Raw genomic sequence first — 20,394 nt, 5'->3', positions numbered from 1 at the left:
GCGATCCGGCGGATTTGAAGGCGTTCACCGACCTGCATCGCAGCGCGATGGCGAAGGATCGCGACGGCAATCCGGTGTTTCTGGCCAAGAGCGCGTGGGAGGTCGGCTATATCGCCGATCGTTATTCGAAGGTGACGTTCGCGGCGACGCGGGAGCGTTAGGCTCCAACCGTCACCCCAGCGCAGGCTGGGGGCTGCTGCGGCGAGGCGCGCGTTCTATAACAGGGAGACCCCAGCCTGCGCTGGGGTGACGATTGTGGCGAAGGTACGCATGGGTCGTCGTCAGAGCGTCACGCCACCCAGTCGCGCGCCAGCCGGCGACTGGCCAACGCCATCAGCGCGCCGGCGACCAGATACAGGCACAGTGCCGCCGCGATGGCGTAGCGCAGCGATTCGTTGCCATAGGTCGGAGCCAATCCATTCGACAGTTGTCCGACGACCCAGCTGCCCAGCCCCAACCCGATCAGGTTGTTGATGAGCAGGAAGCAGGCCGAGGCGGTGGCGCGCATATGGCCGGGGACGAGGTGCTGGACCGCGGTCAGCACCGGGCCGAGCCAGACATAGACCAAAGCCTGCGGGATCAGGAACAGCGCGAAGGCAGCAACCCAGCCGCCCGACAGCACGCCGGCGATGAACAGTGGCGTGCCGAGAACGTAGCAGAGCGCGGGCAGCAGCGCGTACCAGCGCCGGTCGCGCTGCCCCAGCCGATCGCCGAGCGATCCGCCGAGCAGGATGCCCGCCACCCCGCCGGTCAGCAGCAGCGCGCCGAAGAACTGGCCGGTCTGGATCAGGTCGAGGCCGAAGCTGCGCATCATCAGGCTGGGCAGCCAGAACGCCACCCCGTATCCGCACATCGACCCCGCCGCCGCACCGAACGCCAGCAGCCAGAAGCTGGGCTTGGCGGCGAGGATGCCGAAGACGCGGCCGACGGGAATGCGGTCGGCGCTGGCGGCGGGGCGCGGCGGGTCCTTGACCAACAGACGGAAGAAGGGGGCGATCACCAGCCCGGCGAGGCCGACGGTGTAGAAGGCGGTGCGCCACTCCACCGCCTGCGCGATATAGCCGCCGAGCAGCACGCCGCCCGCCGCCCCCAGCGGGATGCCGAGCGAATAGATGGCGAGCGCACGGGCGCGGCGTTCGGGCGGGAAGGTGTCGGCGATCAGCGCATAGGACGGGGCGACGCCGCCCGCCTCCCCCACCCCGACGCCGAGGCGGTAGAGGAACATCTGGGTAAAGTTCTGCGCGGTGCCGCACAGCGCGGTGAACGCGCTCCAGACGGCAAGGCTCAAGGTGATGACCCAGGTGCGGCTGGTACGGTCGGCGAGCAGCGCCAGGGGGATGGCGAGCGTCGAATAGAGCGCGGCGAAGGCGAGGCCGCCCAGCATCCCCATCTGCCCGTCGTCGAGGCCAAGGTCGCGCTGAACCGGCTGGGCGAGGATCGAGAGGATTTGCCGGTCGAGGAAGTTGAAGCTGTAGACCAGCAGTAACATGGCGAGGGTAATGCGGGGGTTTTTCATGATGGCCCTCTAAAATCCTCCCCGCTCCGCGGGGAGGGGGACCATGCGTAGCATGGTGGAGGGGGGTCGCCACCTCCACCACCGTTGCGACAAGGGGACAGCCCCCTCCACCAGCTTCGCTGGTCCCCCTCCCCGTACCGGGGAGGATCAAAAGCGGACCTCGAACGTGGCGGTCGCGGTGCGGGGCGGGCCGTAATAGCCGATGATCGAATTGCCGAAGAGCGCGCCGGGGAAGTTGTAGCCCCCCACGCGGTAGCGTTCATCGGTCAGGTTGCGCAGCGCCATGCCGAGGCGATAGCGACCATTGTCCGACAGCCAGTTGACCGAGGCGTTGACCAACGCATAGCCGTCCTGGTCGAGCGCCGGGGTCGGGATTTCGAACAGCGAATAGTCGCTGCGCAACGTCACCTCGGGCGTCACCGACAGCGATCCGCCGGCAAAGTCGGTCGAGGCGGTGAACGACGCGGCGGCGGTAAATTCCGGCGTATTCTGGAACACGCGCTGGTTCGACACGTCGACCGGGGTCGTGCCGCCGTTGATGAAGGTCAGGAACTCCTTGTAGTCGGCATTGGTGTAGCCGAACGACACCTGTGCCGAGAAATTGCGCGACGGGACCATCCGCCCCTCGATCTCCAGCCCGTAAATGTCGGCCTTGCCGGCGTTATCGACGAAGCTGGCGATGCCGCCATTGATGTTCGGCACCTGGATCGTGACTTGCTGGTCGGTGTAGCGCGAATAATAGCCGGCCATGTTCAGGAACAGGGTGCGGTCGAGGAACGCGCCCTTCATGCCGACTTCGTAGCTGGTGATCTTTTCGGGATCATAGCCATTGACCGTCGTCGGGGTGAACACCGCGTCGCCGCGCATGTCGAACCCGCCCGATTTGAACCCCCTGCCCCATGACGCATACAGGTTCAGGTCCTTACGCGGTTCATAGCTGATCGAGACGCGCGGGGTGAACTGGTCGAAGCTGCGGTCGTTGGTATAGTCGGTACGGATCAGGCCCGGTACGGCGTTCGCATTGCCGAAGCGTGGGGACCGGATGCCGGTATAGTTGCGGCGGAAGACGGTGCCGGTCTTGTCGTCCTTGGTATAGCGCAGGCCGCCCGAAATCTTCAGCTGGTCAGTCACGTCGAAGCTGATGTCGCCGAACGCGGCGTAGCTCTTGGTCTTGACCTGTCCGGATGTCAGCGTGGTCAGGTTGAGGCCCCCCAGCACCGTGTCGAACGCGCCCGACGCGGTGGCGTTGAGGTAATAGAGGCCGACGACGCCCTGCACCCGGTCGCCCTGCAACAGCAGTTGCAGTTCCTGCGTAAACTGGTTGTCGTCATATTCCGCCGGCACGTCGAGCGTGGGCAGCACGGTGTTGTCGAAATCGATGACGGTGTTGGTCGCGCCTTCGCGATACGCGCTGATCGATTTGAAGGTGAGCAGGTCGCTGAGCTGGAACTCACCGGTCAGCGATACACCCTGCGCGACCACCCGGTTGCGATCACCGATGCCGGCACGGGTGTCATAGACATTGCCGGTCGGGGCATAGCGCGCATCATTGCCGTTGCCGACCAGGCGGGTGCCGTGGCGCGGGTTCGACCGGTCGAGCGTGCGGTCGCCCGCCACCCGGACGAAGATCGCATCGGTCGGGGTCCATTCGGCCGACACGCGTGCGGCCAGCACGTCCTTGTCATACTGGTCGGCACCGGTGGTCAGGTTCTTGCCATAGCCGTCGCGCTTGTACCGGGCGATCGCACCGCCGATCGACAGGGTATCGCCGATCGGCACGGTCACCTGGCCGACCAGATCGAACTGGTTGTATGATCCGTAGGAGGCGCGGGCGGTGGCGGCATAATCGTGGCCCAGCCGCTTGGTCACGTACTTGATCGCACCGCCGATGGTGTTGCGACCGTACAGCGTCCCCTGCGGCCCACGCAGCACTTCGACCCGCTCGACGTCGAAGATGTCGAGCACCGCACCCTGCGGGCGGGCGACATACACGTCGTCGAGATACAGGCCGACGCCGGGTTCGAAGCCCCAGAGCGGGTCCTGCTGCCCGACGCCGCGGCTGAACGCGATCAGCGTCGAGTTCGACCCGCGCGCGATCTGCAGCGTCAGGTTGGGCGTCTTGTCCTGCAATGCGGTGATGTCGACCGCGCCGGTGCGAGTCAGCTGGTCCCCGGTCACCACCGACATGGCGATCGGCACGTCGATGACGCTTTCGGCGCGGCGCCGCGCAGTGACGACGATGTCGCCATCGCCCTGATCCTCGACCACCGATGCCGATTCGGCCGGGGCCGCCGGCGGGGTTTCCGTGGTTTGCGCCAGCGCGGGCGACACGGCGAGCGCCGCCCCCATCAACAGACTGGCGCGGATTGCGAATGTGCGGCGCATCGACCTCTCCCTGCTATAAACGCCACCCGTTGGCCGGGTTGTACGTCGTTGCGCTTCGCTATACTGAAAGATGAACCGGGTTTCAACTTATGCCCGGAAGGAGAGGAGAAAAATCATGGCGACCGACGCTGCCGGTCCCGGTGCCCCTGCATCGGCGGACAAAGTGCCGCGCACCGAACGCGGTCGCCGGACGCAGCGCGCCATCCTCGACGCCGCCGCCGCCGAATTCGGGGAAAAGGGGTTCCACGAGGGATCGATCAGCGGAATCACCCGGCGGGCCGGCGTGGCGCTGGGCAGTTTTTACACCTATTTCGATTCGAAGGACGCAGTATTCCGCGCGCTGGTCGCCGACATGTCGGCGCAGGTGCGCGACCATGTCGGCCCGGCGATTCGCGAGGCGGACGGGCGCATCGCGGCGGAACGCGCCGGCCTGCTGGAATTCATCCGCTTCGTACGAAGCCACAAGGAAATCTATCGCATCATCGACGAGGCCGAGTTCGTCGATCCGGCCAGCTTCCGCCGACATTATGCGACGACCGCCGACCGCATCGCCGCGCGCATCCGCACCGGGCCGGACGATACCCAGGCAGAGGTCCATGCCTGGGCGATCATGGGGATGAACGTGTTCCTCGGCCTGCGCTACGGCGTGTGGGATGAGGATCGTGCCCCGGAGGAGGTGGCGGATGTCATCGCTTCGGTGCTGGCGCGGGGGATTTTTGGTTCACGCGAAGGCGCGAAGGGCCCGAAGGAAGAATAGGGGTTCGCGCGGAGGCGCGGAGGGGTTGCGTCCCTGCGCGTGGCGCGCGTTCGGGAGACGTCGCGCTGTGCGGTAGCGAAAAGTGAGGGCTGCTTCGCAGCCTGCCCTTCCTCCGCGCCTCCGCGTGAACCTATTTCTTGAGCAGGTCCTTGAGGCCGCCAAGCGAGGACATCGGTCCTGCCTCTTCCTCCTTCAGCACGCCGGCCGCGCGCAACGCTTCCTCGGCATGGGGACTACGCGGATAGGGGTCGAGCGCCAGCGCGAGGGTTTCCGCTGCCGCTTCGCCCAGATCGATCGCCGATCCGCTGTAGAACATCGTGTCCATCGCGGCATCGTCGAGTTCGAGTTCGCCCTGTTCCACGCTGCCTTCGGGCAGGAAGCGCAGGGTGAACGGTTCATCGACCGACTCGGGCACCGGTTCGCCACTGGCGACGCAGGGCTGTGCGACCGTCGCCGTCAACCGCCCGGTGGCGACGATACCGGCGGCATCGCGGCGCAGGGCATAGTCCGCCTCAAGCGAGTCGAGTTCGAGCAGGTTGAAGCGCCTCATCAGCCGGCGACGTTCATCGGCATCCGCCGCGATATGCTGACGCATCTCGCCCTCCCCGATCTGGTCGATACGGACGGGGCGGTGAAATTCGGGAGTCATGGCAGGGTTCCGGCAAGAAGATCGTCGATGGCCACGCCGTCGAGCGCGGCACGGAAGGTTCGCAGTTCGGTCGCGACATGGGTAAGCGCGTCGGGGGCAGGTTCAACGCCGCGATACAGGTTGCGCACCAGCGCCGCCTCGAACCCGCCGTCCGCCAGCCCGTCGCGATAGGCGCCCAGCCGACCGCCCAGCGCCGCCATCATCCGCCCGATATGCTTGCCGACCACCATGTCGCCAAAGCCGATCTGGCGCAGCTGTCCGTCCATATCGTCGACGAAACATTCGGCGAGGCTCGCGGCGGGGGCGGCCCCTGCCCCCTCACCCTCTAGCCGCAACATGGCCATCGCCAGCACGGCGGCGATCATGTCGAACCGCCCGTCGAGCGTGTCGGGCACCGCCCCGGTCAGGTACCAGTGCGGCATCCGCCCGTGCGCGACGACCGCCTGGTACAGCGTGGCGGCAATGCGCGGCGGCGGTTCGCGACGGAACAGGCGGGATAGCGGCATGACTCTCCGGGCAGATGAAGGGCGCGCTTGTGGATGGCGCGGGTCCGTCATATTGAACGCATGGCCGCGCGATGCAATCGCGTGGGCCCGGTCGCGCGTTCGCTGGACGGAGATTTTATGGTTCGGTTCCCCACCCGTGGCGCAGTGGCGCTGATGATCGCCTGTGCCGCGGCGGGCCTGGGAGGTTGCACGAAGCTGCGCAGCCACCAGGGCTATGTCATCGATCCCGATCTGGTCAATGCGGTCCAGCCGGGCGTGGATACCCGCCAGTCGGTGCTGCAGACGCTGGGCACGCCCACCTTCGTCGGCCAGTTTTCCGACCGCGAATGGTTCTATCTGTCGCGCGACAGCCGCAACCTGGCGTTCAACCGCCCGCGTGCCGTCGACCAGACGACGTTGAAGATCAGTTTCGACCAGGCGGGCAACGTGACCAAGATCGACCGCACCGGCGTCGACCAGGTCGTCGGCATCAGCCCGTGGGACAAGAAGACCCCGACGCTGGGCCGCGAATCGAACTTCTTCCGCGATCTGTTCGGCAATATCGGCACGGTCGGGGCGCCGGGCACCGGCGGGCCGTCGCAGAACCGGTAAGGTCGCCTAGTCCCGGCGCGAGCGTCGCGTTGCCGGTCGGTAAAGGCGTTCGTCACTCCCGCGCAGACGGGAGTGACGGATGGCGATGCGGCCAAGCCTTTCAAATTGCTGACGATCGCATTCGCCGAGCGTTCAGCGCGACTTGGGCAATCCTGTCTTCATCCCAAGGACAGGAGCAATTCCGATGCGAAAGATCATCCTGGCAGCGCTGGCGGCGACGGTCGCCCTTCCCGCCATCGCCACCCCGGCTATAGCCCAGTCGCGCCACGAACTCCGTCGCGACCAACGCGACATTCGGGAGGAACGCCGCGAATATCGTCAGGCCTTGCGTTATGGCAGCCCGCGCGACATCCGCAACGAACGCCGCGACCTCAACCGCGCCCGCCGCGAATATCGTGAAGACCTGCGCGACCGGGCTTGGGGCCGCAACGACTGGCGCGCCTATCGTCAGGGACACCGCAATGTCTATGCCCGTGGCAATTGGAACGCGCCGTTCCGTTACCAGACGTTCCGCCCTGGCCTCGCGATCGGCCGGCCCTATTATGCGCAGCGTTACTGGATCGCCGATCCCGGTCGATATCGCCTGCCGCCGGCACGCGTGAACCAGCGCTGGGTGCGGCATTATAACGATGTCTTGCTGGTCGATTACCGGCGCGGTCGGGTGATCGACGTCATCCGCAACTTCTACTGGTAACCCTGCGCGGTTCGGCCGCGCCGTCGATACGCTCGGCGCGGCCGGTGCGCGTGGCACCAGTCCCGAAAGGGGGATTAAGGACCGTTTTCGCCAACGTCCCGGCCCCCGACCGGTTCAATCGGCCGGAAATAAAAAGTTACCATAACCCAGGTCATGCCGGTTGAGCGGCTTGTCTGCGCCCGCAGCTCCATCGTAGATCGTATCGGGGGCAGCTGCGGGGGACGGGCATGGACGCGGTGATCGCGGGGATCGATGCGATCGCGCGCGAAACCATGTTGTTCGCCGCCGTCGGTTTCCTGATCGGCGGGCTGGACGATCTGGCGATCGATGGCGCGTTCCTGCTCCGGGCGATCCGACGCTGGTGGCGCGCGACGCCCGATGCGACACTGGACGACTTTCCGCGCGAAGGCTGTACCGGGCGGATCGCGGTGCTGGTGCCGGCATGGGACGAAGCCGGTGTGATCGGTGCCATGCTCCGCGCGACGCTGGCGCGGTTCGACCATCCCGACTGGCGGCTCTATGCCGGAGCCTATCCAAACGATCGCGCGACCATCGCCGCGATCGTTGCGGTGGCGACCGAGGACAGCCGGGTGCGGTTGACGCTGACGCCGCTTCCCGGTCCGACGACCAAGGCCGATTGCCTGAACGCGCTATGGCGGGCGGTCGTCGCCGATGGGCGGGACGAAGGCCGGCCGTTCACCGCGATGGTGTTGCACGATGCCGAGGATGTGGTGCATCCCGGCGAATTGCGGGTGTACGATTACCTGCTCCGCAACGCCGATACCGTACAGGTTCCGGTATTGCCGCTCGCCGACCCCGAATCGCGTTGGGTATCGGGCCATTATATCGACGAATTTGCCGAGGCGCATGGCCGGCAACTGCCGGTGCGTGGCGCGCTGGGTGCCGAATTGCCGCTGGCCGGGGTCGGCTGTGCCATTTCTGCCGACATGCTGGACCGGATCGCTGAACGCCGCGGGGGCGTACCGTTCGACGAAACCAGCCTTACCGAGGATTACGAACTGGGGCTGACCGTTCGCGCGCTGGGCGGGCGGGTGGTGTTCGTGGCGGTGCGCGAGGCGCCGGGCGGGTCGCCGGTGGCGGTGCGCGCCTTTTTCCCCGCCCGACTCGACGCCGCCGTCCGGCAAAAGGCACGGTGGATGACCGGTATCGCCCTTGCCGGATGGGACCGGATCGGGTGGCAGCCGGGCGGGGGGCTGCACGACCATTGGATGCGGGTGCGCGACCGGCGGGCGATCCTGGCGATCCCGGTGCTGGCCGTCGCCTATCTGGCGCTGCTGGCATGGGGACTGGGGGAGGTGCTGCATCGCCTGCACGGGAGCGAGAGCGCGGCGATCGACCTGGCGCTCCAGCTGGTACTCGCGATCAACCTGTGTTTGCTGGTGTGGCGGACCGCGATGCGCTGGGCCGTGGTGCGGCTTAGCTATGGTCGGGGAGAAGCGCTCAGGTCGATCCCACGGATGCTGGTCGGCAACCTCGTCGCACTGTTGGCGGCGCGGCGCGCGGTGGTGCGCTATGCCGCTGGACTGCGAGGACGCCCGGTGCGGTGGGACAAGACCGCGCATCATTTCCCCGACATCGCGGAATTGCCGGGCGCATGACACCGGCGCGCGGACGCCCGTTGCGCTTCCTGGCGCTGGTCACGGTCGGCTGGGTCGGGATGCGGGTTGCGTTGCTATGGCCGGACGGGTTGCCCCCCGACCATTGGGTGCGGATCGTGCTGCCGACCGGGCAGGGGGCGCCGCCGGCCGTGCGTGCCGCGGACACGGGGGTCGGAGCGTCACCATGGACCGCGCCGTTGCGTACGGTTCGTCCGCTCCGGGTGCGCGCGACAGTACCGGTCATCGCCGCCCTCGCGCAGACACCGGAGCCGGCAGGCGCCACCGATCCCGCACGGGTGCAGCTGGCGTTGCTGGCGCTGGTCGGGTTCGCGTCGGCGGAACCGGTCGGGACCGGCGCCGCGCCGATCCTGTCGCCGCCGCTGCCGACCGGATCGGGACCGCACCTGACCGTCAGCCTATGGGCATTGGCGCGGCCGGGCGCCGCGACCGGGGGACCGGTACAGTTGGGCGGCGGGCAGGCCGGGATGCGCGTGCGGATGCCGGTGACGCCGGACGGGCGCGCGGCGGTCGCCGGTCGAATCGCCACGCCGCTGGCCGGGCAGGGGCGGGAAGCCGCGCTGGGCATCGAATGGCGCCCGCTGCCCGCACCCGTCGCGATGGTGGTCGAACGGCGCGTCGCGCTGGATCGCGGGCATAGCGGGACCGGCATGGGCCTGATCGCCGGGATCGATCGCGGGCTGGGCGGCGATGTCGCGGTCGAGGCCTATGGCCAGGCGGGGGCGGTCGCCCGCGACGGAATCGAACCCTATGCCGATGGTGCCGCGCGGCTGCTGCATCCGGTCGCCAGCATCGGACGCAGCACGGTCCGGTTGGGTGTCGGTGGTTGGGCCGGGGCGCAGCGTGAAGGGGCGCGGGTCGATATCGGGCCGTCCGCCGTGGCGGCCGTGCCGGTCGGGCGCGGGACGGTACGGCTGTCACTCGACTGGCGGCAGCGGGTCGGGGGTCGCGCCGCACCGGGATCGGGACCGGCGCTGACCATCGGCAGCGACTTTTGAACGCCTTGCTGGCACACTGGCGCCGAACGCGGTAACCGGAAGGGCCATGGACCTCTACCTCCCTATCGCCAACCTGTCGGTCAATGCGCTGGTCATCGTGCTGCTGGGCGGCGGGGTGGGGTTCCTGTCGGGCATGTTCGGGGTCGGTGGCGGGTTCCTGACGACGCCGCTGCTGATCTTTTATGGCATTCCCCCCACGGTTGCCGCCGCATCCGCCGCCAGCCAGGTGACCGGGGCGAGCGTATCGGGCGTCTTTGCGCATTTGCGGCGCGACGGGGTCGATTTCCGCATGGGATGGGTGCTGGTGGCCGGCGGCGTATTAGGGTCGGTGGCCGGTGCGGGTGTATTCCGCCTGCTGCAGGCGAGCGGGCAGATCGATACCGTCATCGCCATCCTCTACGTCGTGATGCTGGGGTCGATCGGCGGATTGATGCTGAAGGAGGCGATCGGTGCCGTCCGCGTGTTGCGCGGCGCGATCCCGCCCCGCCCGGCGCGACGGCGGCATCATCCGCTGGTCGCGGCGCTGCCCCTCCGCTGGCGATTCTATGCGTCGGGCCTGTACATCTCGCCGCTGGCGCCGTTGCTGCTGGGGTTCGCCACGGGGATGCTGACCGTGCTGCTGGGCGTGGGTGGCGGGTTCATCTTGGTGCCGGCGATGCTGTACCTGCTGGGCATGGGAACGCGGGTGGTGGTCGGCACGTCGCTGTTCCAGATCCTGTTCGTCACCGCAGCGGCGACGATGGTCCATGCGCTGACGACGAAAGCGGTCGACATCGTGCTGGCGGTGCTGCTGCTGATCGGATCGGTGACCGGGGCGCAGATCGGTGCCCGGTTCGCGCAGAAGGCGAAGCCCGAATATCTGCGGCTGGCGCTGGCCATCATCGTGCTGGCGGTGGCGTTCCGCATGGCGCTGGGGCTGGGGTGGCGGCCCGACGATATCTATACGGTGCAGCCGGCATGAGGCGCGCGCTGGCCCTGGCGTTGCTGGCGCCGCTGACGATGGGGGCGGCGGCACCGGTGCTGGTGCCCGATGTATCGACGCGCGACGTCCAGATCGCCTATTCCTTCACCGGCGCCGAACTGCTGCTGTTCGGCGCGATCCTCTATCCCGGCGAACGCGTGCCGCAGGGGGACCGCCCGGCGGAGATCGTGGTGGTGGTGAAGGGGCCACCCGAATCGATCGGGGTGCGCGAAATGGAAAAGGTCGCCGGCATCTGGGTCAATGCCGATCGGATGCGCTATCGCTCCGCCCCGTCCTTCTACGCCATCGCCTCTGCCCGGCCGATCGAGCGGATGGTCGATGAGCGGACACGGGCGATCTACGAACTGGGGCTCGACAGCCTGCAATTGTCACCCGCCGCCGGCACCTCCGCCGAGGATCAGGCGCGTTTTGCCAAGGGATTCGTCGATCTGCGGGAACGGGCGGGGCTGTATCGTGAGACGCCCGGCGCAGTCGAGATCACCGACGACGTGCTGTACCGCGCATCGATCACCATTCCCGCGCGCGTGCCGGTGGGCAAATTCACCGCTGAAACCTTCCTGATCCGTGACGGCCGGGTGCTGGCGGCGGCGGTGCGCGACATCGAGATCCGCAAATCGGGGTTCGAGCGCTTCGTCGCAATCGCCGCGAACCAGGCATCGGTGCTGTACGGGCTGGCGGCGGTCCTGTTGTCGGTCGGCTTCGGCTGGGCGGCCGGGGCGCTCTGGCGGCGGTTTTAGGTTAGTATCGGTAAGGCGCTGTAATATAGGTATAAATTTTCGGCGCGTGTTTCAAAGTTCACAAAGTTCACACTCGTACGCAGTTTGTGACCAGCGCTGCGGAGCGGAGCGGGGGAGCTAGCAACGAGCGTACGGCGACCCTGACATGGGGCTTCGCGGTAGGAAAGCGGATCATCCTCACCCTTTCGGCGCTGCGCGCCTCGCTCCCTCTCCTGATGGGAGAGGGATGGGCTAAAAGCCCTGGATCGCTTCGGGATCGACCGCGCCGATCAGGCGGCGGGCGGCCCGGCGGGCGAAGGCGAGGGTACAGCGCTTGCGGATATGGGCGGGCAGGGGGGTGGTCGATGCCTCGCGCAGGATGGTCGCTTCATAGCGGTCGGCGACGATGATCCCGGTACGTTCGGGCAGGAACGCTTCGCCCGACAGCGGGGTGACGTCGAACCCCGCCGGAACCGCCCAGAAATAGCGATCGCAATGGCCGAGATAATCGGTCCATTTCCCGTCGCCGAGCAGGTCGGCGCGCGACACCTTGATCTCGACGATCACGATCTGCCCACGGGCATCGATCGCCATCAGGTCGGCACGCCGTCCCCCATCGAGCGGGACTTCGGCCATCGCGGTCAGGTCATGCGCCAACAACATGCGCGTGACGCCGCGCGCGACCTCTGCCGCGATCAGCGGATGGGTATCGGGGGCAGGAGGCTGGGCACCGAGGGCAATACTGGCCATCGGGGCAGTATAGGAACATTTAGCGAACGATGGAAGGGGGGAGCGGGCTCAGCGGTAGAAGATGTGGTTGCCGAGCGAGGCGACGCGGGTCTTGCCCCAGTTCGGGCTGACGCGGCGGGCGTGGAAGAAGAGGGCACCCTTTGCCGGGCTTTTCCACAGGTCGTCGCGGGCGATGCGGGCGATGGCGACGGCGGTCTTCCATGCCGGGCGGCTGGTATCGACATCGGGCAGGCGGCCGCCCTTCACGAACGAGAACTGGCTGCGCTGGGTCAACACGCCGCACGCCGAGGCGGGGAAGCGGCCCGAACTGGCCCGGTTGAGGATGACGTCGGCAACGGCAAGCTGGCCGGTCAGCGGCTCGCCCTTCGATTCATAATAGACGCCGATGGCGACGCAGTTGAGTTCGTCGTCATCGATCGTGGCCGGCTGCGCGGCGACGGCGGCAGCGAGGGTCGCGAACTCGGCGTCAGTTTCAGTGGTTTCGACCGTCGTGTCGGTCGCCGCGACCGGCTTCGATGCGATGTCCTGCACGATTTCCTGACGCGGGGCGAAACGGACGGGAACCTTTGCCACGGCAGGCAGGTTAGTGACGGAACCGGGCGACGCCTCTTCCGCCGATACGGCCGTGGGTACTCCGGCGAACAGGGTCATGGCGGCGAGCATCGCCATGGGAAAGCGCAGCTTCATCGATCGTCACATTCATGCGGTCGACCCGCGCCCAACAGGTTTCACGTGGAACCTTGTCCACGATGAAACACAGGCACCTGCCCCCCGACTGCGCCACCTGCCCCAACCCGGCGGGTCCAGCGCTTGTCTCCGATACCCGCCGCTTAGCGATGCCCGAGTCGCGCGGTCAATCGGCCCACAGCGTTTCAGCGGCCAGCGGTTCGGGGCGTGCGACGATCGCCTCTACGACCCAAAGATCGGGGTCGCGTCGGCGGCGTTCCTGCCAATAGGGGGTCAGATCGCGTTCGCCTACCAGATCGGGTTTGTGGTGGATGATCCGGGCACGTCCGTCGAGGTCGCGTTCGCGCTCCAGCAGGCGAGCGGTGCCATCGCGATCGATCGCCAGCAACAGGACGACGCCTGAATCGCGGTCGCCGCGCGCCAGAATCATCGCGCTGCCGCCGGCCGCCTCCACGGCCCGCGCAAAGGCGTTGACCCGCAGTGCCGTCGGCCAATCGCTCACTGCGCGCGATAGCCCGGCAGGGTGGCGAGCGGGATGCGGCTTTTCATGAAGGTGCCGGTGCCGCGTGCCGCTTCCTCGCCCTCGGAATCGATCAGATGCGCGTCGGCGATGAACACCCGGCGCCTGCCCGATACCCAGCGTCCTTCGGCGATCACCCGGCCAGGGCCGAGCGGCCGCTGCAGGAGCAGGTTGAACGCGGTGGTCAGCAGGAAGCGATCGGTGACGAGGCTGTTGGCGGCGTAGAAGGCGGCATCGTCGAGCATTTTGAAATAGGTCGTGCCATGCGCTGCGCCTGCGGCATGGAAATGGCGTTCATCGATGGTGAAATGAATGCGCGCGACCCCGGCTTCGACGATTTCGAGCCGGGAATCGAACAGGCGGTTGATCGGTGCGGCGGCGTACAGCGCCTCCAACGCCCGAAAATGCGCCGCTTCGCCGGCCGGCACGTCAGGCTGCGTCACGCGCCTCGACACCCGACAGCAGCGCATAGAGCGCGTCGGCCGACCCGGCACCGCGTAATTTCGCCCGAAAGCCGGCATCCCGCAGCGCGCGCGACACCCGCGCCAACGCCTTCAGATGATCGCTGCCTGCCTGACGGGGCGAGAACAGTGCAAAGATCAGGTCGACCGGCAATTCGTCGACCGCGCCGAAATCGATCGGCCGGTCCAGCCGGACGAAGATGCCGAACACTCCCTGTGGACAGTCGGTCCGCACATGGGGAATGGCGATGCCACCACCAAAGGCGGTCGTGCCGAGCTTCTCGCGATCGGCCATGCCATCGGCGAGCAGCTTCGCATCGACCCCCGCCGCAGGCTGTGCGACGGAGGCGATATAGGTGAACAGCGCCTTGCGGTTGCTGGCGGAAGCATCCGCCAGCACCGTTTCCGGCGTCACGAGATCATGGAAATCGTACAAGTCAGGCCGCGCGATTGGGTTCGACCCAGCCGATCGTGCCGTCGTGGCGACGATAGACCATGTTGAACGATCCGGTGCCGCTGTTCTTGAACAGCAGCGCGTTGGTGTTGCGCAGGTCGAGCATCATCACCGCATCGGACACGCTGGCGTCGGGCACGTCGACACGCGTCTCGGCAATGATGAGCGGGGCGTCGGCAACCTCTTCCTCTTCCTGCTCGCCGCCACCGAACACGGTGTAGCCGGCATTATCGAAGCCGTTGTCATAGCCGCCGGCCTCGTTCATCGCGACGACCTGAGCCGCGTTGCGATCCTTCAGGCGGCGGGTGTAACGGCGCAGCTGCTTTTCGATCTTGTCGGCGGCACCGACGAACGCGCCCTGCGCCTCCTGTCCGGTGTTATGGCCCTTCAGGACGAGGCCCTGGGTCACATGACAGACGATGTCGCACACGAAGCCATTGTCGTGCGGACCCTTGCTGAACGTCGCGGTCGCCGAAATCGCGCGCTGGAAATATTTGTCGGCGATGCCCTGGAGTCGCTCCTGGACCATCTCCTTCAGCGCGTCCCCGGTATCGACCTGGTGCCCCGAAACCCGGATGTCCATGTAATCCTCCGTCATTGTGAAATCGTGAGAGCCGCTGAAAGCGGGTGGTGTCAACGCCTCAGCTCGGCGACTGGCCCCATAACGGGTCCTTCAACGTGCCGACGAACGCGGCGTGGACGGCGAGTTCGGCCTCACTGGCCGAAAAATGGCGCGGCGGTCGCGCACGCGACGGGGCAACGACCTCTACCGCATCGGCGACCTCCGCCGGCGTGGCATCCAGCCCGAAGCCGATCTGGCGGCCGCCCATCAATTCGACATAGACCTGCGACAGCAGCTGGGCGTCGAGCAGTGCGCCGTGCAGCACACGGCGGCTGCGGTCGATACCGAAGCGCACGCACAGCGCGTCGAGCGTATGCTTGGCACCCGGATGGCGGCTGCGCGCGATGGCCAGCGTATCGACCATGCGGGTCAGGCTGATCGGATCGCGCTTCGCTGCGCCCAGTTCCCCGTTCAGGAAGCCGAAGTCGAAACTGGCATTGTGCGCGATCAGCGGGCTGTCGCCGAGAAATTCGAGCAGTTCGTCGATCGCGGTGTGGAACGCCGGCTTGTCGGACAGAAAGGCATCGGACAGGCCATGTACTGCCTCCGCTTCCTTCGGCATCGAACGGCCGGGATTGAAATAGCGGTGAAAGGTGGCGCCGGTTTCGACCCGGTTGACCAGTTCGACACATCCGATTTCGACCAGCCGGTCGCCTTCCGAAAATTTGAAGCCGGTGGTTTCGGTATCGAACACGATTTCACGCATTCCCACCTTATCCGCCTTCGCGTGCCCCCATGCAAGCGACCAGCGCGGCGACTTGGGCACGGGTGGCGGCGAGTGTCGTATCGGTGTGAATAACATGTTGGGCGCGGGCGCGTTTTTCGGCGTCGGGCAGCTGGGTGGCGAGGATTGCGGCAAAGGCCGATTCGGTCATGCCGGGCCGGGCAAGGACACGGGCGCGTTGCGCGTCGGGTCCGGCGGAGACGACGGCCACGGAGTCGCAACGCGACTCGCCGCCGGTTTCGAACAGCAGCGGGACGTCGAGGACGACGAGGGGTGCGTCGGCATGGGCGTCGAGGAAGCGCTGGCGCTGCATGGCGACGGCCGGGTGGACGATCGATTCGAGGCGGCGGCGTGCGTCGGGATCACTGAAGATCCGGTCGCGCACGCGCGGGCGGTCGACGCCGTTCGGGCCGGTGGTGCCGGGAAAGGCAGCCTCGATCGCGGGCAGCAGGGCGCCGTTCGGGCCTTGCAGGGCGTGGACGGTCGCGTCGGCGTCGAACACCGGCACGTCGAGGTCGCGGAACATCTGCGCGACGGTCGACTTGCCCATGCCGATCGATCCGGTGAGGCCGAGGATATGGGTCATGGTGTTAGCCCGTTCCGCCGATCGCGTACCCCGGCGAAGGCCGGGGTCCAGTCGGGGAACGGCTGTGGATAACCAGTTGCGTTCCGTAACTGGGCCCCGGCCTTCGCCGGGGTACGGGTCGTGGGGGGCAGGGCGGCGCTCACGCCAGCAACCGTTCCCGCAACGCGTCGTCCCGGTCGCGCGGCGGGGCGACGCCGAAGAACAGCTCGAACGCCAGTGCCGCCTGTCCGACCAGCATTTCGAGGCCGTCGACCGTGTCGAGGCCGCGCGCATGGGCCTGTGCCAACAGCGGCGTCTCGATCGGCGCATAGACTGCGTCATAGACCACGGCATCGTCGGGCAGCGGCGACAGGTCGATCTCCAGCGGCGGCTGGCCGGTCATGCCGAGCGTGCTGGCGTTCACCAGCAGCTTTGCCGCCGGCAGCGGCGCGGTGAGGGGCAGGGCATCTCCCTTCAGGCCGAAGGTCGACAGCAACGCCGCTGCCTTGAGCGGATTCCGGTTCAGCACGGTCACGCGTCCGACACCCAGCCGCGACAGCGCGAACAGGATCGCGCGGGCGGCTCCGCCGGCACCGATCACCGCCACCGGCTGCTTCGTCAGGTCGAGTCCGGCGATCGGGGCGTGGAAACCCGCGGCATCGGTGTTGGTGCCGATCCAGTCGCCGCCTTCGCCGCGGAAGACGGTGTTGATCGCACCGATCGATCCGCGCACCTGACCCGGATCGGCCACATGATCCAGCGCAGCCAGCTTGTGCGGCACGGTGACGTTGCACCCACGCCAATGCGGATCGGCGCGGCGGCGATCAAAATAGGCGGCGAGATCGTCAGGTTTCACGTGGAACCTTCGATACTCGGCGTCCAATCCCAGCTGATCGAGCCAGAAGCTGTGGATTACCGGTGATTTGGAATGGGCGATCGGATCGCCGATCACCTCTGCATAAGGTTTCATGCGGGCAGTTTTCCCCGTTGGCGCAGATAGCGCGCGATTTCGAGCAAGGGCATTCCAAGGATCGTCCAATGATCGCCATCGATCCGGTCGAACAGCTGCACGCCCGGCCCCTCGATCCGGAAACAGCCGACACAGCCGGCGATCGCCGGCCATTCGGCGTCGAGATAGCTGTCGATGAACGCGTCCGAGAGGGGCCGGACGGTGAGTTTCGCATGGCCGATATGGCGCCACACCGGACGACCCCCTTCGACGAACACGGCGGCACTGAACAGGTCATGGCGCCCGCCCGACATGGCACGGAGGTGCGCGGCGGCATCGGCGCGGTCGACCGGCTTGTCGAGCACCGTGCCATCCGCGAGCGCGACCACCGAATCGCCGCCCAGCACCATCGCGCCGCCGACCCGCGTGGCGGCACGCATCGCCTTTATCTCCGCCAGCGCGTCGGCCAGGTCGCGGGGCTTCAGACGTTCAGCCGCGAGCGCCGCCTTGGCCGCTTCCTCGTCCAGCCCGCTGGCCATGGCATCGTGCGGGATGCCGGCGGCGTCGAGCATCGCGCGGCGGGTCGCGCTCATCGAGGCGAGGACGAAGCTCATGCGCGCGCCTCCAGCTTGCGGTCGTTGCACAGGGTGATGATCGCCGCCGCCGTTTCCTCGATCGAACGGCGGGTGACGTCGATCACCGGCCAGCCATTGTCGGCGAACATCCGCCGGGCGAACGACAATTCCTTCACCACCGCATCCTGTTCGACATAATCGGTATCGGGCATCTGGTTGAGCGACAGCAGCCGGTTGCGCCGGATCGCGATCAGCCGGTCGGCGCTGGTCGTCAGACCGACGACCAGCGGGTGCTGCAACCCGAACAGGATCGGCGGCGGCGGGCTTTCGACCACGATCGGAATGTTCGCCGTCTTGTATCCGCGATTGGCGAGATAGATCGAGGTCGGTGTCTTGGACGATCGCGACACGCCCGCCAGCACGATGTCGGCCTCTTCCCAATCCTCCGACGCGATGCCGTCGTCATGGGCGATGGTCCACTGGATCGCATCGACGCGGGCGAAATAGGCGGCGTCGAGGCTGTGCTGCCGGCCCGGACGGGCCTTCGCCTCCTGTCCCAGCAGGCTGGACAGCGCGTTGCTGACCGCGTCCATCGGCGCGACGATCGGCAGGCCCAATGCGGCGCAGCGTGCCTCCAGCATCCGCCGGATCGCCGGATTCACCAGCGTGAACAGCACGAGGCCCGGATTGACGGTGATCTCCGCCAGGATGCGCTCCAGATGCGCTTCGGAGCGGACCATCGGCCAGAAATGGCGCATCGTGTCGACATCGTCGAACTGCGCCAGCGCTGCCTTCGCGATATTCTCCAGCGTTTCGCCGGTGGAGTCGGACAGGAGGTGGAGGTGCAGCCGCATCAGCCGCCTTTCTGCACAAGGCTGTGGATAAGTCGGGGGCAGGGGCTAGCGTAAGTCGGTCGCGCCGCCAAGCTGTGGGAAAGCCCGGTTTCATGCCCATTTTATCCACAATCCCGACACAGGGAGCGATTCCGCCCACAGCCTGTGGATAGTGTGGATGGCCGAGCGGGAATCGATGGATTCAAGCGACTCTCCGGCGGTCAATCTGTTGGCATTTCGGGTAATCCACCATAAGCCCCGCTATCCACGGCCCAACTGCCTTCAACCACCTCTTTAGATTCTATTTTAATAGTAGAAGGAGCGACGACGCTGACCGGTTCTGTCCCCATGAAACCGCTTCTCACCGTGCTTGGCCGTCAGAAGCCCGTCGTCCCGCCGCTCTGGCTCATGCGACAGGCGGGACGCTATCTCCCCGAATATCGTGCTCTGCGGGCGGAGAAGGGCGGCTTCCTCGATCTGGTCAACGATCCCGAAGCCGCGACCGAAGTCACGCTGCAACCGCTGCGCCGATTTGCGTTCGACGGGGCGATCCTGTTCAGCGACATCCTGATGGTCCCCAACGCGCTGGGACAGCGGTTGTGGTTCGAAGCGGGCGAGGGGCCTCGTCTGGCACCCGAACTCCGCACACGAGCCGCTATCGAGGCTCTGCGGCCCGATATGACGATCCTCGACCCGGTCTATGCAACGGTACGGGGCGTCGCAGCGGCACTGCCCCCGACGACGACGTTCCTGGGGTTCGCCGGATCGCCATGGACGGTCGCCACCTACATGATCGCGGGCAAGGGTAGCCGCGAGCAGGCCGAGGCCCGGCGCATGGCCTATGGCGATCCGGCGGCGGTGCAGGAACTGATCGACCGCATCGTGCGCGTGACGATCGAATATCTGGCCGGACAAGTCGCGGCGGGGGTGGAGGCGGTGCAGCTGTTCGACAGCTGGTCGGGCAGCCTGGCCCCGGCCGAGTTCGAACGCTGGGTCATCGCGCCGACCGTCGCCATCGTCGAAGGATTGCGCGCACGTTGCGACGTGCCGATCATCGGCTTTCCGAAGGGGGCGGGCGGCAAGCTCGCTGCCTATGCGCGTGAAACGACGGTCGATGCGATCGGGTTGGACGAAACGGTCGATCCGGTGTGGGCACATGCGCAGTTACCCACAGGCTTGCCGGTGCAGGGCAATCTCGATCCGTTGCTGCTGATCGCCGGGGGCGAGGCGCTCGACGCCGGGGTCGACCGGGTGCTGGCCGCCTTTGCCGATCGCCCGCACGTCTTCAACCTGGGACACGGCATCCAGCAGGACACGCCGATCGCGCATGTCGAACGACTGGTCGCACGGGTGCGACGGGCATGAGCGGATTTCTGGGCGGGGCGTATCTGTGGATAAAGGCGGCACATATCGTGTTCGTCATCTTCTGGATGGCCGGGCTGTTCATGCTGCCGCGCTATTTGGTCCACCATCAGGAGGGGCTGTCCGACCCGGCCGAGCCGCCGCGCTGGATCAAGCGCGAGACGTTGCTGCGGCGGATGATCCTGACCCCAGCGATGGTGATCGTGTGGGTATTGGGTCTGTTGCTTGCGGCCAATGTCGGGTTGTTCGACCGGGGCGCAGGGCTGGGTTGGCTGCACGCCAAGCTGTTCGTCGTGCTGCTGCTGAGCGGCTATCACGGTTGGGCGGTCGGCTATGCGAAGAAGCTCGCGGCGGGGCGGCCGACGCTGACCTCGAAGCAGCTGCGGCTGGCAAACGAACTGCCGGCGCTGGCGGCGATCGCGGCGGTCGTGCTGGCGGTGGTCAAGCCGTTCTGAAGGGGG

24 protein-coding genes and 1 pseudogene are annotated in these 20,394 nt (G+C 66.9%); 10 read left to right on the top strand and 15 right to left on the bottom strand.

Features of this window, described 5'->3' with window-relative positions:
* Positions 1-161 (top strand): annotated as a pseudogene (gene prfC, locus QZ755_RS08470) (peptide chain release factor 3); the annotation flags it as partial.
* Between the two features lie 128 nt (positions 162-289).
* Here prfC and QZ755_RS08465 read toward each other — a convergent pair.
* Positions 290-1,516: an MFS transporter gene (locus QZ755_RS08465; RefSeq protein ID WP_294321867.1), complete on the bottom strand. Its 1,227-nt coding sequence runs from the start codon at positions 1,514-1,516 to the stop codon at positions 290-292.
* A 147-nt stretch (positions 1,517-1,663) separates the two neighbouring features.
* Positions 1,664-3,901 (bottom strand): TonB-dependent receptor, encoded by a 2,238-nt coding sequence (locus QZ755_RS08460; RefSeq protein WP_294321865.1) that lies wholly within the window; start codon positions 3,899-3,901, stop codon positions 1,664-1,666.
* Positions 3,902-4,016: 115 nt separating this feature from the next.
* Between QZ755_RS08460 and QZ755_RS08455 the strand changes: the two genes are divergently transcribed.
* The gene (locus tag QZ755_RS08455; protein WP_294321863.1) at positions 4,017-4,658 is read left to right on the top strand and encodes a TetR/AcrR family transcriptional regulator; all 642 of its coding nucleotides are present in this window, start codon (positions 4,017-4,019) and stop codon (positions 4,656-4,658) included.
* 130 nt (positions 4,659-4,788) lie between these two features.
* Here the strand turns inward: QZ755_RS08455 and QZ755_RS08450 are convergent, their stop codons facing one another.
* Positions 4,789-5,307: a YceD family protein gene (locus QZ755_RS08450; protein WP_294321860.1), complete on the bottom strand. Its 519-nt coding sequence runs from the start codon at positions 5,305-5,307 to the stop codon at positions 4,789-4,791.
* Positions 5,304-5,813 carry a ubiquinol-cytochrome C chaperone family protein gene (locus QZ755_RS08445; RefSeq protein ID WP_294321858.1) on the bottom strand — a complete coding sequence of 170 codons (510 nt, stop codon included), beginning with the start codon at positions 5,811-5,813 and terminating at the stop codon, positions 5,304-5,306. The genes QZ755_RS08450 and QZ755_RS08445 overlap by 4 nt, the downstream gene beginning before the upstream one ends.
* 117 nt (positions 5,814-5,930) lie before the next feature.
* Between QZ755_RS08445 and bamE the strand changes: the two genes are divergently transcribed.
* From bamE to QZ755_RS08415, 6 genes are all read left to right on the top strand, one after another.
* Positions 5,931-6,404, top strand: a complete 474-nt coding sequence (gene bamE, locus QZ755_RS08440) for an outer membrane protein assembly factor BamE (RefSeq protein ID WP_294321857.1) — start codon at positions 5,931-5,933, stop codon at positions 6,402-6,404.
* A gap of 184 nt (positions 6,405-6,588) precedes the next feature.
* Positions 6,589-7,098: an RcnB family protein gene (locus QZ755_RS08435; protein ID WP_294321855.1), complete on the top strand. Its 510-nt coding sequence runs from the start codon at positions 6,589-6,591 to the stop codon at positions 7,096-7,098.
* Positions 7,099-7,325: 227 nt separating this feature from the next.
* Complete coding sequence (locus QZ755_RS08430; protein WP_294321853.1) at positions 7,326-8,717, top strand: glycosyl transferase family protein; 1,392 nt, start codon at positions 7,326-7,328, stop codon at positions 8,715-8,717.
* Positions 8,714-9,733 carry a hypothetical protein gene (locus tag QZ755_RS08425; protein WP_294321852.1) on the top strand — a complete coding sequence of 340 codons (1,020 nt, stop codon included), beginning with the start codon at positions 8,714-8,716 and terminating at the stop codon, positions 9,731-9,733. Before QZ755_RS08430 ends, QZ755_RS08425 begins: the two co-directional genes overlap by 4 nt.
* Positions 9,734-9,779: 46 nt before the next feature.
* Positions 9,780-10,694: a sulfite exporter TauE/SafE family protein gene (locus QZ755_RS08420; RefSeq protein WP_055784928.1), complete on the top strand. Its 915-nt coding sequence runs from the start codon at positions 9,780-9,782 to the stop codon at positions 10,692-10,694.
* Positions 10,691-11,452: a TIGR02186 family protein gene (locus QZ755_RS08415; protein ID WP_294321847.1), complete on the top strand. Its 762-nt coding sequence runs from the start codon at positions 10,691-10,693 to the stop codon at positions 11,450-11,452. The genes QZ755_RS08420 and QZ755_RS08415 overlap by 4 nt, the downstream gene beginning before the upstream one ends.
* A 231-nt stretch (positions 11,453-11,683) precedes the next feature.
* Here QZ755_RS08415 and QZ755_RS08410 read toward each other — a convergent pair whose 3' ends face one another.
* The 11 genes from QZ755_RS08410 to QZ755_RS08360 form a co-directional block, all read right to left on the bottom strand.
* Positions 11,684-12,181, bottom strand: coding sequence for an MmcB family DNA repair protein (locus tag QZ755_RS08410; protein ID WP_294321845.1), 498 nt, complete (start codon positions 12,179-12,181; stop codon positions 11,684-11,686).
* A 48-nt stretch (positions 12,182-12,229) separates the two neighbouring features.
* On the bottom strand, positions 12,230-12,868 hold the full coding sequence (locus tag QZ755_RS08405; RefSeq protein ID WP_294321843.1) for a cell wall hydrolase: 639 nt from the start codon (positions 12,866-12,868) through the stop codon (positions 12,230-12,232).
* A gap of 166 nt (positions 12,869-13,034) precedes the next feature.
* Positions 13,035-13,370 carry a DUF1491 family protein gene (locus tag QZ755_RS08400; protein ID WP_294321841.1) on the bottom strand — a complete coding sequence of 112 codons (336 nt, stop codon included), beginning with the start codon at positions 13,368-13,370 and terminating at the stop codon, positions 13,035-13,037.
* The gene (locus QZ755_RS08395; protein WP_294321838.1) at positions 13,367-13,858 is read right to left on the bottom strand and encodes a PaaI family thioesterase; all 492 of its coding nucleotides are present in this window, start codon (positions 13,856-13,858) and stop codon (positions 13,367-13,369) included. The genes QZ755_RS08400 and QZ755_RS08395 overlap by 4 nt, the downstream gene beginning before the upstream one ends.
* Positions 13,818-14,285 carry a PTS sugar transporter subunit IIA gene (locus tag QZ755_RS08390; protein WP_294321837.1) on the bottom strand — a complete coding sequence of 156 codons (468 nt, stop codon included), beginning with the start codon at positions 14,283-14,285 and terminating at the stop codon, positions 13,818-13,820. Before QZ755_RS08390 ends, QZ755_RS08395 begins: the two co-directional genes overlap by 41 nt.
* 1 nt (position 14,286) lies before the next feature.
* The gene (gene raiA, locus QZ755_RS08385; RefSeq protein WP_242414920.1) at positions 14,287-14,886 is read right to left on the bottom strand and encodes a ribosome-associated translation inhibitor RaiA; all 600 of its coding nucleotides are present in this window, start codon (positions 14,884-14,886) and stop codon (positions 14,287-14,289) included.
* Positions 14,887-14,944: 58 nt separating this feature from the next.
* On the bottom strand, positions 14,945-15,631 hold the full coding sequence (gene dnaQ / locus QZ755_RS08380) for a DNA polymerase III subunit epsilon (protein WP_294321831.1): 687 nt from the start codon (positions 15,629-15,631) through the stop codon (positions 14,945-14,947).
* Positions 15,632-15,638: 7 nt separating this feature from the next.
* Positions 15,639-16,235 carry a dephospho-CoA kinase gene (gene coaE / locus QZ755_RS08375; protein ID WP_294321830.1) on the bottom strand — a complete coding sequence of 199 codons (597 nt, stop codon included), beginning with the start codon at positions 16,233-16,235 and terminating at the stop codon, positions 15,639-15,641.
* Between the two features lie 139 nt (positions 16,236-16,374).
* On the bottom strand, positions 16,375-17,184 hold the full coding sequence (aroE, locus tag QZ755_RS08370) for a shikimate dehydrogenase (RefSeq protein WP_294321828.1): 810 nt from the start codon (positions 17,182-17,184) through the stop codon (positions 16,375-16,377).
* Positions 17,181-17,777 (bottom strand): Maf family protein, encoded by a 597-nt coding sequence (locus QZ755_RS08365; protein WP_294321826.1) that lies wholly within the window; start codon positions 17,775-17,777, stop codon positions 17,181-17,183. Before QZ755_RS08365 ends, aroE begins: the two co-directional genes overlap by 4 nt.
* Positions 17,774-18,595: a pyruvate, water dikinase regulatory protein gene (locus tag QZ755_RS08360; protein WP_294321871.1), complete on the bottom strand. Its 822-nt coding sequence runs from the start codon at positions 18,593-18,595 to the stop codon at positions 17,774-17,776. The genes QZ755_RS08365 and QZ755_RS08360 overlap by 4 nt, the downstream gene beginning before the upstream one ends.
* A 324-nt stretch (positions 18,596-18,919) precedes the next feature.
* Here QZ755_RS08360 and hemE point away from each other — a divergent pair, with 324 nt between their 5' ends.
* Positions 18,920-19,936, top strand: a complete 1,017-nt coding sequence (hemE, locus tag QZ755_RS08355; RefSeq protein ID WP_294321824.1) for a uroporphyrinogen decarboxylase — start codon at positions 18,920-18,922, stop codon at positions 19,934-19,936.
* The gene (locus tag QZ755_RS08350) at positions 19,933-20,388 is read left to right on the top strand and encodes a CopD family protein (protein ID WP_294321823.1); all 456 of its coding nucleotides are present in this window, start codon (positions 19,933-19,935) and stop codon (positions 20,386-20,388) included. Before hemE ends, QZ755_RS08350 begins: the two co-directional genes overlap by 4 nt.
* The last annotated feature ends 6 nt before the right edge of the window (positions 20,389-20,394 follow it).

The organism is uncultured Sphingomonas sp., assembly GCF_913776855.1.
Lineage (GTDB): Bacteria > Pseudomonadota > Alphaproteobacteria > Sphingomonadales > Sphingomonadaceae > Sphingomonas.
This window is presented reverse-complemented; position numbering and strand designations above follow the sequence as displayed.